Annotated in this window: 11 protein-coding genes, 3 tRNA genes and 1 CRISPR repeat array; of the genes, 6 read left to right on the top strand and 8 right to left on the bottom strand. The window is 42.7% G+C overall.

Annotation, left to right across the window (positions count from 1 at the left end; genetic code table 11):
• Positions 1 to 37: 37 nt before the first annotated feature.
• Together BP27_RS15450 and BP27_RS0106345 are read right to left on the bottom strand one after the other, a co-directional pair.
• A complete protein-coding gene (locus BP27_RS15450) occupies positions 38 to 469 on the bottom strand; it encodes a LexA family protein (RefSeq protein WP_051610397.1) in 432 nt (143 codons plus the stop codon).
• Between the two features lie 49 nt (positions 470 to 518).
• Complete coding sequence (locus BP27_RS0106345) at positions 519 to 1,706, bottom strand: PcfJ domain-containing protein (RefSeq protein ID WP_027850839.1); 1,188 nt, start codon at positions 1,704 to 1,706, stop codon at positions 519 to 521.
• 143 nt (positions 1,707 to 1,849) lie between these two features.
• Here BP27_RS0106345 and cas1f point away from each other — a divergent pair, with 143 nt between their 5' ends.
• From cas1f to cas6f, 6 genes are all read left to right on the top strand, one after another.
• Positions 1,850 to 2,824 (top strand): type I-F CRISPR-associated endonuclease Cas1f, encoded by a 975-nt coding sequence (gene cas1f, locus BP27_RS0106340; RefSeq protein WP_027850838.1) that lies wholly within the window; start codon positions 1,850 to 1,852, stop codon positions 2,822 to 2,824.
• Complete coding sequence (cas3f, locus tag BP27_RS0106335) at positions 2,825 to 6,169, top strand: type I-F CRISPR-associated helicase Cas3f (protein WP_027850837.1); 3,345 nt, start codon at positions 2,825 to 2,827, stop codon at positions 6,167 to 6,169.
• A 245-nt stretch (positions 6,170 to 6,414) separates the two neighbouring features.
• Positions 6,415 to 7,770: a type I-F CRISPR-associated protein Csy1 gene (csy1, locus tag BP27_RS15445; protein WP_036239583.1), complete on the top strand. Its 1,356-nt coding sequence runs from the start codon at positions 6,415 to 6,417 to the stop codon at positions 7,768 to 7,770.
• Positions 7,770 to 8,762, top strand: coding sequence for a type I-F CRISPR-associated protein Csy2 (gene csy2 / locus BP27_RS0106325; protein ID WP_027850836.1), 993 nt, complete (start codon positions 7,770 to 7,772; stop codon positions 8,760 to 8,762). The genes csy1 and csy2 overlap by 1 nt, the downstream gene beginning before the upstream one ends.
• Positions 8,763 to 8,784: 22 nt before the next feature.
• Positions 8,785 to 9,813: a type I-F CRISPR-associated protein Csy3 gene (csy3, locus tag BP27_RS0106320; protein WP_027850835.1), complete on the top strand. Its 1,029-nt coding sequence runs from the start codon at positions 8,785 to 8,787 to the stop codon at positions 9,811 to 9,813.
• Positions 9,803 to 10,381, top strand: a complete 579-nt coding sequence (gene cas6f / locus BP27_RS0106315; protein ID WP_211251289.1) for a type I-F CRISPR-associated endoribonuclease Cas6/Csy4 — start codon at positions 9,803 to 9,805, stop codon at positions 10,379 to 10,381. The genes csy3 and cas6f overlap by 11 nt, the downstream gene beginning before the upstream one ends.
• Before the next feature lie 129 nt (positions 10,382 to 10,510).
• A CRISPR array of direct repeats spans positions 10,511 to 13,180; the repeat unit is 28 nt; unit sequence GTTCACTGCCGAGTAGGCAGCTCAGAAA.
• 105 nt (positions 13,181 to 13,285) lie between these two features.
• Here cas6f and BP27_RS0106310 read toward each other — a convergent pair.
• The 6 genes from BP27_RS0106310 to BP27_RS0106285 all read right to left on the bottom strand — a co-directional run bounded on the left by BP27_RS0106310 (position 13,286) and on the right by BP27_RS0106285 (position 16,773).
• Positions 13,286 to 13,372 (bottom strand) — tRNA-Leu (locus BP27_RS0106310).
• Between the two features lie 52 nt (positions 13,373 to 13,424).
• Positions 13,425 to 13,498, bottom strand: a tRNA-Cys gene (locus BP27_RS0106305).
• Positions 13,499 to 13,530: 32 nt separating this feature from the next.
• Positions 13,531 to 13,605: transfer RNA gene (locus BP27_RS0106300), tRNA-Gly, on the bottom strand.
• Positions 13,606 to 13,704: 99 nt separating this feature from the next.
• Positions 13,705 to 14,259 (bottom strand): CDP-diacylglycerol--glycerol-3-phosphate 3-phosphatidyltransferase, encoded by a 555-nt coding sequence (gene pgsA, locus BP27_RS0106295; RefSeq protein WP_027850833.1) that lies wholly within the window; start codon positions 14,257 to 14,259, stop codon positions 13,705 to 13,707.
• Positions 14,260 to 14,282: 23 nt separating this feature from the next.
• Complete coding sequence (gene uvrC, locus BP27_RS0106290; protein ID WP_281172132.1) at positions 14,283 to 16,124, bottom strand: excinuclease ABC subunit UvrC; 1,842 nt, start codon at positions 16,122 to 16,124, stop codon at positions 14,283 to 14,285.
• A 13-nt stretch (positions 16,125 to 16,137) separates the two neighbouring features.
• The gene (locus BP27_RS0106285; protein ID WP_027850831.1) at positions 16,138 to 16,773 is read right to left on the bottom strand and encodes a response regulator; all 636 of its coding nucleotides are present in this window, start codon (positions 16,771 to 16,773) and stop codon (positions 16,138 to 16,140) included.
• Positions 16,774 to 16,804: the final 31 nt, after the last annotated feature.

Below are 16,804 nucleotides of genomic sequence, written 5' to 3'. Positions count from 1 at the left end.
AAATTAACTTTATTAGACTAATAACTTATTCTGTAGGTTAAGGTTGATGCAAGGTCCAAGTAACCACACCCCAAAACAGGGTTTCGTGATCATAACGGCTAATATTAACTGGCTGGTAAATGCTATTGCTTGATTCTGCTATCAACCAGCTGCCTGAGTTGTTAATAACTAAACGTCTTACAATCATTTCACCAAATAAAACCGCTACTACCACTCTGTTGTGGGTTGGGTTAAGCGATGAGTCTACAACCAGTAAATCACCATCATTAATGCCTGCATTTTGCATAGCATCACCAACAACACGGCAATAGTAGGTCGAAGAGGGGCGAGGTGCTAGGTATTTATCTAAAGACAAGGAGCTGGTTTCAGCCCCAGCAGCAGGACTAAGAAAACCAGTCATTTCTGAGGTTTCACTTAGCTCTGAAGAAGTTTTTTGCGTTAACGCAGTAAATGTTTGATTAATATCCATAGCAACCCAGAAAGCTGTTTATTTGTACAGCGATCATTCTAGCCGGATACTAACGATTAAGCCAAGCTCTTAACCTGCTTTTTGGCTTTTTTTGCTTGGTTACATCAAAGTACCATTCATGTATCAGTTCTAAATCTTCTTTACTTGGGTTGCTGTTGGCTACGCCTCTAATTTCACCCAACACCCAGCCATTCTCTCTTGAATTTAAAGCTAGAGTTAACCGTACACTGGCATGTACCTTATATATAAAAATTTGCCCTTCACTGATTCGATTGTGGTAAGAAGAAACACAATGCTTCATTTTTCGACCTTCAAGAATTAAATCTGCCCAACAGGTCAGGGGGCAAATAACTTCATTACCAGGTAGAGGCGGCTTAGGAAAAGCACCGTATTGTCTTAAATAGAATACTTCCTGCTGCTCAGCATCAAGAAGATTGTAGCGAGTCACTAAACGATCATGCAGTGCATCAAGCTCAGCTAATGAAGATGCAGCATTCAGCTGGTTTAACTGCATACCCATTCGCCAACAGTCATGAGTGATAACCAGAAGGTGGTTTGCCTCTTTTTTACTGGTGTTAGGGGTAATTAAGTTTAATAGGTTAGTTGTTAATCTTGCCCTGTAGCGCTTAATAAAGTGAAAGTGTTGAATGCAGGGTTGCTTGATATGCGGAATTAGCGACAAAAACTGTGGATCACTCAGTACTTGATGAATCACTTCTAAATCTGTCGAGTAATCAAAGGATAAATCGGTTCGTGCCAGTGTTTTTACAATAGAAGGTTTAGCAGGCAAGCCAAGGTAGTTTAAAATTTCTGTTCGTTTCTCTATAACTAATTTTTTAAAGCCTTCTTCGCTTAGATTATTTTTCTCAGCACTTATAACTAGCAGCATAAACAGTATAGGATTAGACAAAGCTAATTCTGTAGACGCACTACTAATTAAAATAGCCTGTAGAATTTGGCAGCTTTTGGCAGGTATAAGATTAGTTATTTCTAGTATTTCACTAGGCAATCTAGCTAACTCTTCTTCAGGAACTAAAATCTCTAAAGAAAAACCTGTTGCCTCTAAAAAAGCGCTCTTGGTTGTTAAGCCTTCTTCGTCTAATGAATGCCAAAACAAGGGTCTAGGGTGATTGAGGGTGTTCACTTCTAACCAAAACGGGTAGCCAACAAATTTTTCTAGATCAATACGTTTTACTGAGCTTATTTCGCTTTGCTGAAGGTTGGTAAGGGCAAGCATGTTAATCCTTAAACAATTTTAACCCAGCTAGTGTAAGGGGGTTTGTCTAGGATTCCAATAAGGAAAGCCTAAGTTAGCTTGCCTACTAAAAAAACAATGTTTAAAGTATTTTAACAAATAAAATAATTAAGAGCGATTTACTCATGGAAGACCTAAGCCCGTCTGATCTTAAAAGTGTATTACATTCAAAACGTGCCAATATTTATTACCTGCAATACTGCCGTGTGCTGGTTAATGGTGGTCGTGTTGAATATGTAACCGATGAAGCCCGCCGTTCCCTGTATTGGAACATTCCCATTGCCAACACTACCAGCCTATTACTGGGTACAGGTACGTCTATTACACAAGCCGCTATGCGTGAACTGGCTAAGGCAGGTGTTTTAGTTGGCTTTTGCGGCGGTGGTGGTACGCCTTTATTTAGCGCGAATGAGGTAGATGTTGAAGTTGCTTGGTTAACACCTCAAAGCGAATACCGGCCAACAGAATACCTGCAGCAGTGGGTTAGCTTCTGGTTTGATGATGAACTACGAATAGAAGCAGCTAAGCTGTTTCAGCATTCCCGCTTAAATTTTATCGAAAAGCATTGGTTAACTAACCGACGTTTAAAAGATGCTGGCTTTATTGTTGATGCTGAACAAATAAAATACGCTCTCAATAAGTCTCGCACAGCTATCGCAGCCTGCCCAAGCAATATGTCTTTACTAGCTGAAGAGGCACGTTTAACCAAGCTCCTTTATAAAATCACTGCCAATACACTTGAATACGGTGACTTTACTCGTTCTAAACGAGGTTCAGGCGTAGACCCAGCCAACCGTTTTTTAGATCACGGCAATTATTTAGCTTATGGCATGGGGGCAACTGCCACTTGGGTTATTGGTTTACCGCATGGTTTAGCTGTTTTACATGGAAAGACTCGCCGAGGAGGTTTGGTGTTTGATGTCGCCGACCTAGTAAAAGATGCTTTGATTTTGCCACAAGCTTTTATATCTGCTGCTCGGGGTGATGAAGAACAAGCCTTTCGCCAAACTTGTATAGATAACCTAACTCGTGCTGAAGCACTCGATTTTATGATCAAAACCTTACAAGACATTGCCCTGCATTTAGGTGGTGATAGATAAGTGAATATTTTATTAATTTCAGAATGTAATAAAGCTGCTTTAAAAGAAACTCGCCGAATTTTAGATCAATTTGCGGAAAGGCGCGGTGAACGCACTTGGCAAACTTCAATCACCTATGAAGGCTTAAAAACACTCAGGCGTTTGTTGCGTAAAACTGCACGCAAAAATACGGCAGTAGCTTGCCATTGGGTTCGCGGTTTGAATAATAGTGAATTGATGTGGGTGGTGGGTAATAGTAACCACTTCAATACAGAAGGCGCAGTACCCACCAACACAACTCAACGTAATATTCTTCGTTTAGCTGACGAAAATGATTGGCACACAGGCGAGGACATTTACTTACTCAGTGCCTTTGCAGCCCTTTTGCATGATTTAGGTAAAGCCTGCGATGCTTTTCAAGGCCGTTTAGCTGGGAAGCCAGACTGCCAAGGAAAAAACTTGTACCGCCACGAATGGGTTTCACTGCGTTTGTTTCAAGCTTTTGTAGGCAAAGATGATGATGCCGCTTGGCTAGAACGCATGGTCAATTTAAGTGAAATAAATCAAACAGCTTGGCTAGATGACTTACAGCGCGATGGTTTAGATACCGTTACCGATAAACCTTTTGAAAACCTACCACCTTTAGCAGCTGCACTGGCTTGGCTGGTGGTTTCTCACCACCGCTTACCCAGCAAACCTGAAGATGAGCAGAGTATAAAAGCAGACCAGTTTGATTATTACTTTAAAGAAATTAATGCTGAATGGAATCAAACCTGCTTAGAAACAGATGCAAAGCTTATCCAGCCTTATTGGTCTTTTAGCAATGGTTTACCGTCCAGCGATCCAGTGTGGCAAAAAAGAGCTGCTCGTTTAGCAAGTCGGTTACTTAAACTGCAAGGCTCAGAAAAGGCAACGGATTGGCTAGATAACTTATATTTAATGCATTTATCACGTTTAAGCCTAATGCTAGCAGACCACCATTATTCAAGCCTTAGTGATAAAAAAGACCGAATCTTCCATACAGCAACAAACAAGCTTTATGCCAATACAGATCGAAAAACAGGTAAATACAACCAAACGCTAGAAGAACACCTTGTTGGTGTAGCTATTAACGCCGGTTATATTAGCCACAGTTTCCCTGATTTAGAACGCTCTTTACCCACCTTAAAAAATCATAAAGGCTTACGTAAACGCAGTGCTTTAGCTCGATTCCGTTGGCAAGATAAAGCCACTGATTTAGCGACTTCTATGCGTGAACGCAGTGCTAAACAAGGTGCATTCATTGTTAATATGGCTTCAACTGGTTGTGGTAAAACGCTTGCTAACGCTCGAATTATGTATGCTTTAGCAGAGCCAAGCCAAGGTGCTAGATTTTCCGTTGCTTTAGGTTTGCGTACTTTAACCCTACAAACTGGCAAAGCTTATCGAGAACATAAAATGCACTTGGATGAAGACCTGCTAGCAGTAAGAGTAGGTGGTTCTGCCAGTCGTGATTTGTTTGAATATTACCAACAACAAGCAGCAAAGCAGGGCTCAGAATCTGTTCAAGATTTAATCGACGAAGATAGTGGTGTGCTTTATGAAGGTGATTATGATGCACACCCTTTATTAACTCGAACACTTCACAAAAAAGACATTAAATCCTTGGTTGCTGCGCCTGTTTTAGTTTGTACGATAGACCACTTAACACCTGCAACTGAAAGCCAGCGTGGAGGGCGGCAAATAGCCCCTATGTTGCGCTTAATGACCAGTGATTTAGTGTTAGATGAAATTGATGATTATGGCTTAGAAGATTTGCCTGCTTTAGCCAGATTAGTCAACTGGGCTGGATTATTAGGTTCAAAGGTAATGCTGTCATCCGCTACCTTGCCACCCGCCTTAGTACAAGGCTTATACGATGCTTACCGAGCAGGGCGTAAACAATATCAAGCTAACCGAGGTGAGCCAAATACGCCGATTGATATTTGTTGTGCCTGGATAGATGAAAATGGTTGCAGTGCTACAGATTGCGCCACCACAGAAGTTTTTAAAGAAGCCCATCTAGCCTTTGCCCAAGAGCGAGCTGAAAAACTTGCCCAAGAAGTTAAAAAGCAACAAGTAAGACGGGTTAGTGAGTTAGTGCCGATTGAATGTACTAGCAATCAACCAGAAGATGTTCACCAAGCCTTTGCCGAGCGTATGCTACAAAGTGCGCTAGAGCTACATAAAACCAACCATACAATAGATGAAAATACACAAAAAACAGTCAGTTTTGGTTTGATTCGTATGGCTAATATAAAGCCGCTGATTCAAATTGCGTTAGCGCTGTTTAAAGCAAAAGTACCAACCAATACACAAGTTCACCTAGCTGTATATCATTCACAGTTTCCACTTTTAATACGCTCTGCCATAGAAAACGAGCTAGACACCACGCTAAACCGTGACAAGCCACAAGCAGTATTCCAACTACCGCGCATTAAGCAGTTACTTAAAGAGTCTAATCAGCAAAACCATTTATTTGTTGTGTTGGGTTCACCAGTCACTGAAGTAGGCCGCGACCATGATTATGATTGGGCGATTGTTGAACCTTCTTCCATGCGTTCACTGATTCAACTAGTCGGTCGGGTAAGAAGGCATCGACCAGAGGCTTACTTAACGACCAATATTCATTTATTACAGCGCAATATTAACTCTTTTATTGGCCCACAAAAGCCTGCTTTTACACGGCCGGGCTTTGAAACGGATAGGGTAAAACTGAAAAGCAAAGACCTAGCCGAAATACTTGAGCAGCAGGAGTGGCAATTTATTGATTCACGTCCACGCATTTTAGAGCGAGAAACACTAGAACAAACACTAAGCTTGGTTGATATTGAACACTACCAGCTACAACAAAAAATGCTGCCGAAAAAACCGCGTTCTGGCCCATCACGCAGGCGTGCGAAAAGTACAGCAAAAGAAAGCTATATTCCGCCGCCACTGGGCGCACATAGTTGGTGGACAGCCCCTAAAGCAACTTTGCTAGCAATTTTGCAGCAAGCACAGCCTTTTAGGAAAGATGATGGTCAGCAAGATGACTTAGCTTTACTGCCCAATGAAGACGAAGATGATTTTTTACTGCATAAGATAGAAAAGCAAAAAAACTTTGCAGGAAATAATTACACCTTGATTGAAGAATCACAGCTCAAACGCTTGCCTGATCGCTGCGTAGAAGGCGAAAGAATCAGCCCTTGGTTTGTAGAAGACTACCCAACCCTTTTAATTAACCAAGCAGAAAGTGAAGACCTGGAACTTAATCGCTGTGCAAAAAAATACGGGGTTCTAAGCTTAAGAGAAAGTAAGCAGGGTTGGTGTTTTCATGCAGTCTTAGGTTTTTTTAACGCCACATGAAAACACCCAGGCTAAAACTAGCTGCTGCCTATTCGGCAGTAAAATGCTTATAAAGCAAAGCGTTAATCTTTCTGAGCTGCCTATTCGGCAGGGTTGCTATTCTAACAAAATTTTAACTTAGGTATTTTTTTAATTCATTTAGCTTTTTAAGTTTTAAAAGCTAAGCGTTAATCGGTTGACTTATAATTTCTGCAAGCTACTATGAGTTTACTTGCTTTGGATTTTGCAAATTTTGGAGAGAAGGAATGTCAGAAGAAAAACTTAGCAGTAGGGCAAAAGCGATACGTAAAGCCATGCATGACTTTATAGCTGATCGCCTTAGTGCAAGGATAGAAAAGCTAGCTATAGATGATCCTAAATATCAAGCTTTACAAGATAGTCACTTACCTGATGTTTGGCTTGCCAGTGCTATTGATCGTTCACCACAAATTCAAGTTGTAACGCATCCACTAAAAGCCACCTATCCTCATGCACACATCACAAAAACCACCAGCTTGTATTGTCAGCCAAAAGATTTACCTCAACACAACTTGGTAGCAACTCAAGCTTTAAAAGAAAACTTTACTGATGACGTAACTGGTAATGCGGGTGCATTAGATATTTACGCTTTATTGCAGATAGTATTTGAAGGTAAAACTCTTTTAAAGCTTTGCTTGGCCGAAGATAAGGATATGCAAGCAGCATTGCATGATGATCCAGAAACAGGCAAAACATGGCTAGCTGCTTTAGCTGATGTTACTCAGCCTAAAATGCAAGGTGTTGCTTCTCATAACTTTGCTAAACAGTTATTTTGGTTCGCAGGTGATGACCCTTATAACAATCAAGACTATCTGTTACTCGCACCACTTTATTCCAGTACGTTAGCCCATAAAGTGTATGAGCAGATAGATTTTGATCGATTTACCCCAGAATCAAAAGAAATACGTGATGCTGTACGTGCCAATAAGCAGCACGACGGAATCGCTCGAAGCTATCCGCAGTTAGCTGTTCAGGTGATAGGCGGCGCTAACCCGCAAGGTATTTCTTCTTTATCTAGTAAACGACGCGGTGTTAACTATTTATTAGCTTCTTTACCACCCAGCTGGAAGCCAACAAAAAATCGACCACCTTTTAAAGTGCCATCTATCTTTACTGTATTTGAAAAACGCCGTGATACAGCAGCCTGGGTAAATGAACTTAAAGAGTTTTTAGCAAGTAGCCCGCCCTCTAATGTACAAACGCGTAAAAAAGTTGATTGGCTGGTGAATGGTTTGCTTGATGAATTAACTATTTATGCTGCTGTGTATCAAGAGCTGCCTGCTGGTTGGAGTGTGGATGAACAATGTCATTTACCTTTGGCACAGCGTTGTTGGCTAGACCCAGCACGTGCGTTACATGATGCAGACTTTGCTGCAGCTTGGCTTAATTCAGAATGGGCAGAGCAGGTAGAACAAGACTTTGCTCGCTGGTTAAATCAGCAGTTGGGTAAGAAAGTAAGCCAGCTAGGCGATATAGAGTTTCGCCGCTGGGCAAAAGAAATGCAAACAAATAGCCACTGGGAAAGTTTTATAACTGACGACTTAAAACAGTTACAGAAAACAGCAGCAAGGAGTGATAGCTAATGGAAATGGAGCATAACGCTTACCTTGTATTACCACGTCTACAAGTACAAAACCTAAATACTCTTTCTAGCCCCATGACTTGGGGAGCACCTTCAATCACTGCGGCAATGGGCTTTATGCTTGCGCTGCAAAGAAAAATTCCCTTTGAATGGGAAATAGACTTACTAAGTATTGGTATGGTTATTCATGACTTTGAGCCGCAAGTTAATGGAAATTATGTAAAAAAATTTAACTTAACCCGTAATCCTTTAGGCAAGGATGGTAAAACACCTGGAATAACTGAAGAAGGACGTGCTCATGCGACTGTTAGCTTAGTTTTTGGTGCTTATATTGATGGCAATACAGCAGATAATCATTTACTACAAGAGCGTGTTTCAGATATCTATAAGCTTGCTAGCAGTATGCGCTTTGCTGGTGGTTCAATTATCTATAACTCCAAAAACTGGCATTCACCACAGCTACAAATATTAGGTGATGACGAAGAAGCAGATGAAAAGTATCTAGCCAAACTAAAGCGCAGTTTATTGCCTGGCTTTGCGCTAATTAGCCGTGATGATGCACTGCTAGCGCACACTAAAAAATTACAGACAGAAAATTCTGAATTAACAGCCTTAGACGCGTGGTTAGATTTATCGCGTATAAATAAACGCTGTGTTGTAACGCAAACTGAGCAAGCCAGTGGTGAAGTTAAAGAAACCCTTGAATGGAAGTCTGACCGCGAAAAAGGCAGCGGCTGGCTAGTGCCTATTCCTGTTGGCTACAGTGCTTTATCTGAACTGTATGAAGCTGGAGAAGTGCAAAATACCCGTGACCCTAATGTGCCGTTTCGTTTTGTAGAAAGCATGTATTCCATCGGCGAATGGTGCAGTCCGCACCGCTTAGCTTCTTTAGATGAACTTTTATGGTATTCCAGCGCAGACCATGACGCGGGAGTTTACCGTTGTTTAAATAAAAACCTTAACCAAAAGACCCTAACCAAAACTAATCAATAATAAGCTTCAAGGAGCGAAAATTATGTCTAAAACGACTTTAAAAACTGCCTCAGTATTAGCATTTGAACGTAAAATTGATCCATCCGATGCCCTGCTGTTTTCAGGTGATTGGAACGAGCGTGCCACTGCAGCCAATTGGCCAGCCATTGAAGTACGCGAGAAATCAGTGCGCGGCACTATTTCTAATCGCTTAAAAGCTAAAGACCAAGATCCAACTAAAGTTGATGCTGCGATTGAAAATGCCAACTTACAAACGGTTGATATTGCGGCTTTAGATAGCCAACACGATACATTACAAATGCGTTTTACGATGCGTATTTTACCTGGTGCTGGCACACCTTCAGCCTGTAATAATGCCGACTACCAAGCAAAACTGGTTGAAACAGTAAAAGGTTATGCAGATACGAATAAATTTACTGAATTAGCCAAACGCTATGCAACCAACTTAGCGAGCGGTCGTTTTTTATGGCGCAACCGCATTGGTAGCGAACAAGTAGAAGTTAATGTTGCACGTTTAGTTAAAGGTAAAGCAGCAGACATCTATACTTTTAATGGTTTAGATTTTTCACTGCGTAACTTTGACCATTCCACACCAGAGTTAGAGAAATTAAGCCAAGTAATTGCTGAAGGCTTAGCAGGTGACGAGCATGTGCTACTTGAAGTGACTGCCTTTGCACGTATGGGAGCAGGGCAAGAAGTATTTCCTTCACAAGAATTAATTCTTGATCGTGGCCGTGGTGATAAAAGTAAGACCTTGTACAAGGTTAAAGATGTAGCAGCTTTGCACTCACAAAAAGTGGGTAATGCTTTGCGTACTATCGACACTTGGTACCCTATTGAAGAAGATACTGTGAACTTAGGACCAATTGCGGTAGAGCCCTACGGTTCAGTGACTACCCAAGGTAAAGCTTATCGCCAGCCTAAGCAAAAAATGGATTTTTATAACCTGCTAGATAACTGGCTATTAAAAGATCAAGTGCCTGATTTAGAACAACAACACTTCGTGATGGCGATTTTAATTCGTGGTGGCGTATTCGGCGATGCAGGTTAAAACAATGGACTATTACCTAGATATTCAACTACAGCCAGATCCTGACTTTGTGCCTGCCATGTTGATGAATGCTCTATTTAGTAAATTGCATAGGGCTTTGGTAGAACACCCACAACTCACTGTTGCTTTAAGTTTTCCTGAATACAGCCTAAGCCCACGCGGGCTAGGTAATTGCTTACGTTTACATGGTAAGCAGCATGAATTAGAAAGTTTGCAAACTACAACTTGGCTAAAAGGTATGCATGACCATGTTTTTTGCAAAGAAATACAAGCAATCCCTAGTAATACAAAGCATATTCTAGTTAAACGTGTGCAAGCTAAGTCTAGTGTCGAACGTTTAGTAAGACGTTATGCTAAACGTAAAAATATTAGTGAAAAGGAGGCACTTAGTTATTACGAAAAAACACAGCCTAAAAAGCTACGTTTACCTTTTGTAAATCTTAACAGCCAAAGCAGTAAGCAAAAGTTTTCTTTGTTTATTAAACAGAGTAAACCACAAGAAAAACCACAAGTAGGGGAGTTTAATCGCTATGGATTAAGCCAAGCTGCAACTGTTCCTTGGTTCTAACCCTTTTTTTAAAGGAAAGTAGCAGGCTAAGTAAATCAATAACTTACGCCTGTTGCTAAAAAAAGGGGATTTTTAACAAAAAGCACCAGAAGCTCTTTAAAAATGAAGGAATACACTGTATAAACTCTTGTTCACTGCCGAGTAGGCAGCTCAGAAAGTGTAAATTTAGCTTTATAATTCTTTCTCTCAGTTCACTGCCGAGTAGGCAGCTCAGAAATTGCGCTTAGGTGTGTTTTTGTGTAAACAATTGTTCACTGCCGAGTAGGCAGCTCAGAAAAAGAACAATCGTATAATGCAAGGCATTATAATTGTTCACTGCCGAGTAGGCAGCTCAGAAAAAGTCGTCAGCTAAAACATTTTCTAACGGATAGTTCACTGCCGAGTAGGCAGCTCAGAAACTCATGGCGCTGTCAAGAAGGCTTTTAGTTCGTGTTCACTGCCGAGTAGGCAGCTCAGAAAGTGGCCGCTGAACTGAGCAACCAAGATGAAATGTTCACTGCCGAGTAGGCAGCTCAGAAATTGTGCATACCTTTCAAGCGTAATACGTTCAAGTTCACTGCCGAGTAGGCAGCTCAGAAATGGGCCGTTATTATTGTGCGGGTAAACGTCACGTTCACTGCCGAGTAGGCAGCTCAGAAATGCAGCTTTCTATTTTTAATAAAATGCCTGTCGTTCACTGCTGAGTAGGCAGCTCAGAAAGCCATTTTTACCTGCGTTGCCAGCAAAGCCGCGTTCACTGCCGAGTAGGCAGCTCAGAAAAAGTTAAACTTAGTAAGTCGCCCGGCCTTAAAGTTCACTGCCGAGTAGGCAGCTCAGAAAGTGTCGATTGAGTTAAGAGCAAGGCCGTAGGCGTTCACTGCCGAGTAGGCAGCTCAGAAAATTATAGACGGTGCATCATTGGGTCGGATATTGTTCACTGCCGAGTAGGCAGCTCAGAAACAGTTGAGCCACCAGTATCTCCGCCAGTTGGTGTTCACTGCCGAGTAGGCAGCTCAGAAAGTGCAGCGTCCAATCTAACGCGATATTAGAGCGTTCACTGCCGAGTAGGCAGCTCAGAAATAGCATTGCGCCCAGCTCGTTTAAATGCCCTAGTTCACTGCCGAGTAGGCAGCTCAGAAATCATCAGGTGAGCCAGTTTTAACCTGGTCAGTGTTCACTGCCGAGTAGGCAGCTCAGAAACTTTAAAATCTACAGAACGAAGGAAATCAACAGTTCACTGCCGAGTAGGCAGCTCAGAAAGCAGCAGAGCGGAATAGAAGGGCTAGAGCCAAGTTCACTGCCGAGTAGGCAGCTCAGAAAACGCCGTAATCGTCAGTCATTGCATGGTCCACGTTCACTGCCGAGTAGGCAGCTCAGAAAGCACCAATCCACACCTTGGCAGGCTTTTCTTAGTTCACTGCCGAGTAGGCAGCTCAGAAATAACCTTATGCTGCTAAAATCTGCCACAACTTGTTCACTGCCGAGTAGGCAGCTCAGAAAAAAAGAACGGAGAAGGAAAAAATGGAAACTAAGTTCACTGCCGAGTAGGCAGCTCAGAAAAGTATTGGTCGCAATCGCTGCCAGCATTTTTTGTTCACTGCCGAGTAGGCAGCTCAGAAAATGTTGATCATGTGATTGATATGGTATCGGAAGTTCACTGCCGAGTAGGCAGCTCAGAAACCCAGGTCAGAGAACACACGTTTTAAGGCATAGTTCACTGCCGAGTAGGCAGCTCAGAAAGTCGCTCGTCGTGTCGGTCGCTTGCACGAAAAGTTCACTGCCGAGTAGGCAGCTCAGAAAAGCGCCCCCCTCATGCTTCGGGTAGACACTGGGTTCACTGCCGAGTAGGCAGCTCAGAAAAATGGTTAGCAAAAGGTGGTGACGACTATAACGTTCACTGCCGAGTAGGCAGCTCAGAAAACAGAGGAAGTGTCGGTGGGCAGGGTTGTTGCGTTCACTGCCGAGTAGGCAGCTCAGAAATTTTTGGGAGGCGTGGCGGTGACAAACTCAAAGTTCACTGCCGAGTAGGCAGCTCAGAAAACTAATAAGCAAGCATTTTTTTGCTGAACTGAGTTCACTGCCGAGTAGGCAGCTCAGAAATCCAGCTCCGTCATTTCGTCTATTTTGTTTGTGTTCACTGCCGAGTAGGCAGCTCAGAAAGTCATATCGCCCGTGGCAATGGCGTTTCTTAGGTTCACTGCCGAGTAGGCAGCTCAGAAATTTTAACGTGCTATTCTCTAGAATGGGTACTAGTTCACTGCCGAGTAGGCAGCTCAGAAAATTGGCTGAATTGCTAGTTTGCTATACCAGTTGTTCACTGCCGAGTAGGCAGCTCAGAAATGTATCTCGCCAACGGAATAGGTTAAAAGCCCGTTCACTGCCGAGTAGGCAGCTCAGAAATGTTACAACGTCCATCATTAGCTTGTCGCCACGTTCACTGCCGAGTAGGCAGCTCAGAAAATTTGGGGGCTAGACGTTACAATAGCCTGTAAGTTCACTGCCGAGTAGGCAGCTCAGAAATATGAAAAAACCCCTAACCCGCACCGCACAAGGTTCACTGCCGAGTAGGCAGCTCAGAAAATTGGCTGAATTGCTAGTTTGCTATACCAGTTGTTCACTGCCGAGTAGGCAGCTCAGAAATGTATCTCGCCAACGGAATAGGTTAAAAGCCCGTTCACTGCCGAGTAGGCAGCTCAGAAACGTTTAACACGACACTGACGCGGATTTGAACAGTTCACTGCCGAATAGGCAGCTCAGAAATGCACAATTCAGAAGCGTATTACCGTTAAAGGGTTCACTACCGAATAGGTAGCACAAAAAATCTAAGCTAAAAGAAAAAATATTATAAAATCTATTCTTTTAGACTTTTTAATATGTAATTTTTAGCTAAATTGTTGAAGTATTTGATTTAGAAGTTAAAAGGAGTGGTGCCCAGAGCGGGACTTGAACCCGCACACTCATAAGAGCGAGGGATTTTAAATCCCTTGTGTCTACCAATTCCACCATCCGGGCATTTACTACAGAGCTATTGCAGCTCTTATTTCTTACTAGACAGATCTAAAAATGGAGGCTGGAGTCGGAATCGAACCGGCGTTGACGGATTTGCAATCCGCTGCATGACCACTCTGCCATCCAGCCTTCTTGTTTCTTAATTCCAGCTTTAAATCTATTGGAGCGGGAAACGAGATTCGAACTCGCGACCCCAACCTTGGCAAGGTTGTGCTCTACCACTGAGCTATTCCCGCTCGATCTGGTTGCACATTATAGGTAGAATTTTTTCCTTGTCAACAAAATAAATGAAATTATTTATAAAAAACTTCTGATAAGCCAAAGACTTAGCGATCTTACTTGTTTTCACTAGGTAAAAGGTGAGGCATTGCTGCTCGTAAATAGCTATACATGGACCAAAGCGTTAAGAGGGCAGCAAGGTAAAGTGTGGCTATGCCAGCCCACGCAATTAGCTCGCCTGGGGGTGCAAGCAATAAAAGAAAAATAGAAACCATTTGGAAGGTGGTTTTTACTTTGCCTAACCAGCTAACCGCAACATTGGCGCTTTTACCGAGCTCAGCCATCCATTCACGCAAAGCAGAAATAACAATTTCACGACCAATAATTACTAAGGCTGGCAAGGTTAATAACCAGCTAGCATGAACTTCAATGAGCAACCCTAAGGCAACGGCAACCATTAATTTGTCGGCTACTGGGTCTAAGAAAGCACCAAAGGGTGTCATTTGATTCCAGCGCCTAGCTAAAAAACCATCTAACCAATCTGTTAGGGCTGCTAAACCAAACAAACCTGCACAAATAAGGTATTTACTGTCTAGAGGTAGATAATAAATAGCCACTAATAATGGAATGATTAAGATACGAAATAGAGTTAGGAGAGTGGGAAAGTTCATTAGACTGGCGCTCTAAAGTGGATTTAACTGGTATGAAGAGTAGCATGAATTTCTTCTGCTAGGGCACGATTAATGCCATCAACTTGGCATAAAGCGTCTAGGCTGGCTTCGGCAATGGCTTTGCGTCCACCAAAGTGGCGTAGAAGTGCTTGACGGCGCTTAGGCCCAACACCTGGGATGCCTTCTAGGCCTGAAGTGGTTCTTGCTTTATCGCGTCTTTGTCGGTGTCCAGTAATAGCAAAGCGGTGAGCTTCATCTCGAATTTGTTGAATTAAATGCAAAGCTGGTGAGTGTCCGGGTAAAGCTAGTTGGTTATCGATGGTTTCAAGAAAGAGAGTTTCTAAGCCAGGTTTGCGTGTTGTGCCTTTAGCTACGCCTAAAAGGTGAATGCTCGTTAAGTCCAGCGATGCAAGTATAGCTCTGGCTGCATTTAGTTGTCCTTTACCACCATCAACTAGCAGTAAATCTGGCATGGCGGCTTCACCGGCTTTCACTCTTTTATAGCGTCTTTCTAGTGCCTGGCTCATGGCTGCATAGTCATCACCTGCTGCTACACCTTCGATATTGAAGCGTCGATAATCTTGTTTAAGCGGGCCTTCAGCATTAAAAACTACACAGGAAGCTACGGTTGCTTCGCCGTGACTGTGGCTAATATCAAAACATTCCATTCGCTTAATGGGTTGGCTAAAGCCTAATGCTTCTTCTAAGGCTTTCATGCGTTGTTCTTGTTGACCTGCTTTACCTCTATGTGTGGCTAATTGCTGTTCAGCATTGGTAATGGCTAATTCTAACCAGCGTGCTCTTTGGCTACGTACTTTATGCGCTAAACGTGACTTAAACCCAAAGCGTTCTTCTAACGCAGTTTGCAAAGTATCCGCTTCTTCTAACTCATGGCTTAAGAGTATTTCTGCGGCTGGGGGTAGGGAGGTGCGTGTTAAATAGTATTGAGCTACAAAGGCGGTAAGCGTAGCGCTGTCGGTTTCGTCTAAAGGGTTCTTAAAATTAAAGTGACGTGTACTTATTAAGCGACCTTGGCGTAACTGCAAGAGGCTAATGCTGCTATTACCTTCTGTAGAAACCAAACCAAAAACATCGGCTTCGCCTACGCCTGTATCTACATCTTGCTGGGTTTGAAGTTGCCTTAATTGTTGAATTTGATCGCGGTAATGGCTGGCTTTTTCAAATGCTAGCTCTGCTGCTGCGGCTTCCATTTTTTCTGCTAAAGCATCGGTAACTTGGTTATTTTTTCCTTTTAGCAATAGCTTGGCATGGCGCAAGTCTTCTGCATAAGCTTCGGCTGAAATCTCACCTGTGCAAGGGGCTGAGCAGCGTTTGATTTGATGTTGTAAACAAGGGCGGCTGCGATTAGCAAAGGTGGTGTCATCACATTGGCGTAATTGAAATACACGGTACAGCAGTTGCAAAGTGTCTCTTACACTAGATGCGCTAGGGTAGGGACCAAACCATTCACCAGCTCCTCGCTGATGCCTTGCACGCTTAATGCTTAAAGCAGGCCAAGCATGGTTAGAAAAATGCAGAAAAGGGTAAGATTTATCATCGCGCAGCAGAATATTATAGGGTGGTTTTAGTGCTTTAATTAGGTTTTGCTCTAAGAGCAAAGCTTCGGTTTCTGTACGCGTAATGGTGAGTTCAATGTTGTTTATTTTACTCACTAAAGCTTGGGTCTTTATGGGCAGACCCGTGGGGCGAAAATAGCTTGCAAGGCGCTTTTTAAGGTTTCTAGCTTTACCCACATAAAGAATTTTGCCGTCTAGCGCAAACATTTGGTAAATGCCTGGGGCTTGAGTGGCTTGCTTTAAAAAAGCTGAATGATCAAAAGTCGTTATTGTTTCTGAATCGGTCACAGTGTTTACCAGTCTAGTCAGTGACATCAACTAATTTATGACGCATAGCAAGGTGCGTTAGTTCAACATCATTGCGTACTGCTAGCTTTTCAAAAATTCTGTAACGGTAGGTGTTGATGGTTCGTGGGCTAACAAACAGGCTATCGGCTATTTCTTGTACTTTTTGGCAGTTAACAATCATCATCGTTACTTGCATTTCACGATCAGAAAGCAGTTCAAAAGGGTTGTTGTTCTGTGGATCACGCACCAACATGCCGCTGGCTAGGGTGGGGTCAACGTAAAACTGGCCGGCAGACACTAACCTGATTGCGCGTACAACCTCTTCGTAGCTGGTGCCTTTGGTTAAGTAGCCTTTAGCACCTGCCTGTAATAAGCGCTGAACAAAAGTTTCATCACCACTGGCCGTTAAACCGATAACACCTATGGATGGGTTGGTACGGGTTATTTTTCGAGTTGCCTCAACACCGCCTATGCCTGGCATTTTTACGTCCATCAAAACTATGTCTGGCGATAATTCTCGAGATTTTTGAACGGCTTCTTCGCCATCTGCCGCTTGCCCTATGACTTGAATGCCCTCTGTTTCAGAAAGCATGCGCTCTATTCCTGTTCTAACTAGAATGTGGTCATCTACAATTAATACGCGAGTCACCTTGAGCTACCTCTATAATATAGCTAGCGAA

Origin of the sequence: Marinospirillum insulare DSM 21763 (assembly GCF_000686905.1) — a bacterium.
Taxonomy (GTDB): Bacteria; Pseudomonadota; Gammaproteobacteria; order Pseudomonadales; family Halomonadaceae; genus Marinospirillum; species Marinospirillum insulare.
The sequence above is the reverse complement of the archived record's forward strand: the minus strand, read 5'-3'. Positions and strand labels throughout refer to the sequence as shown.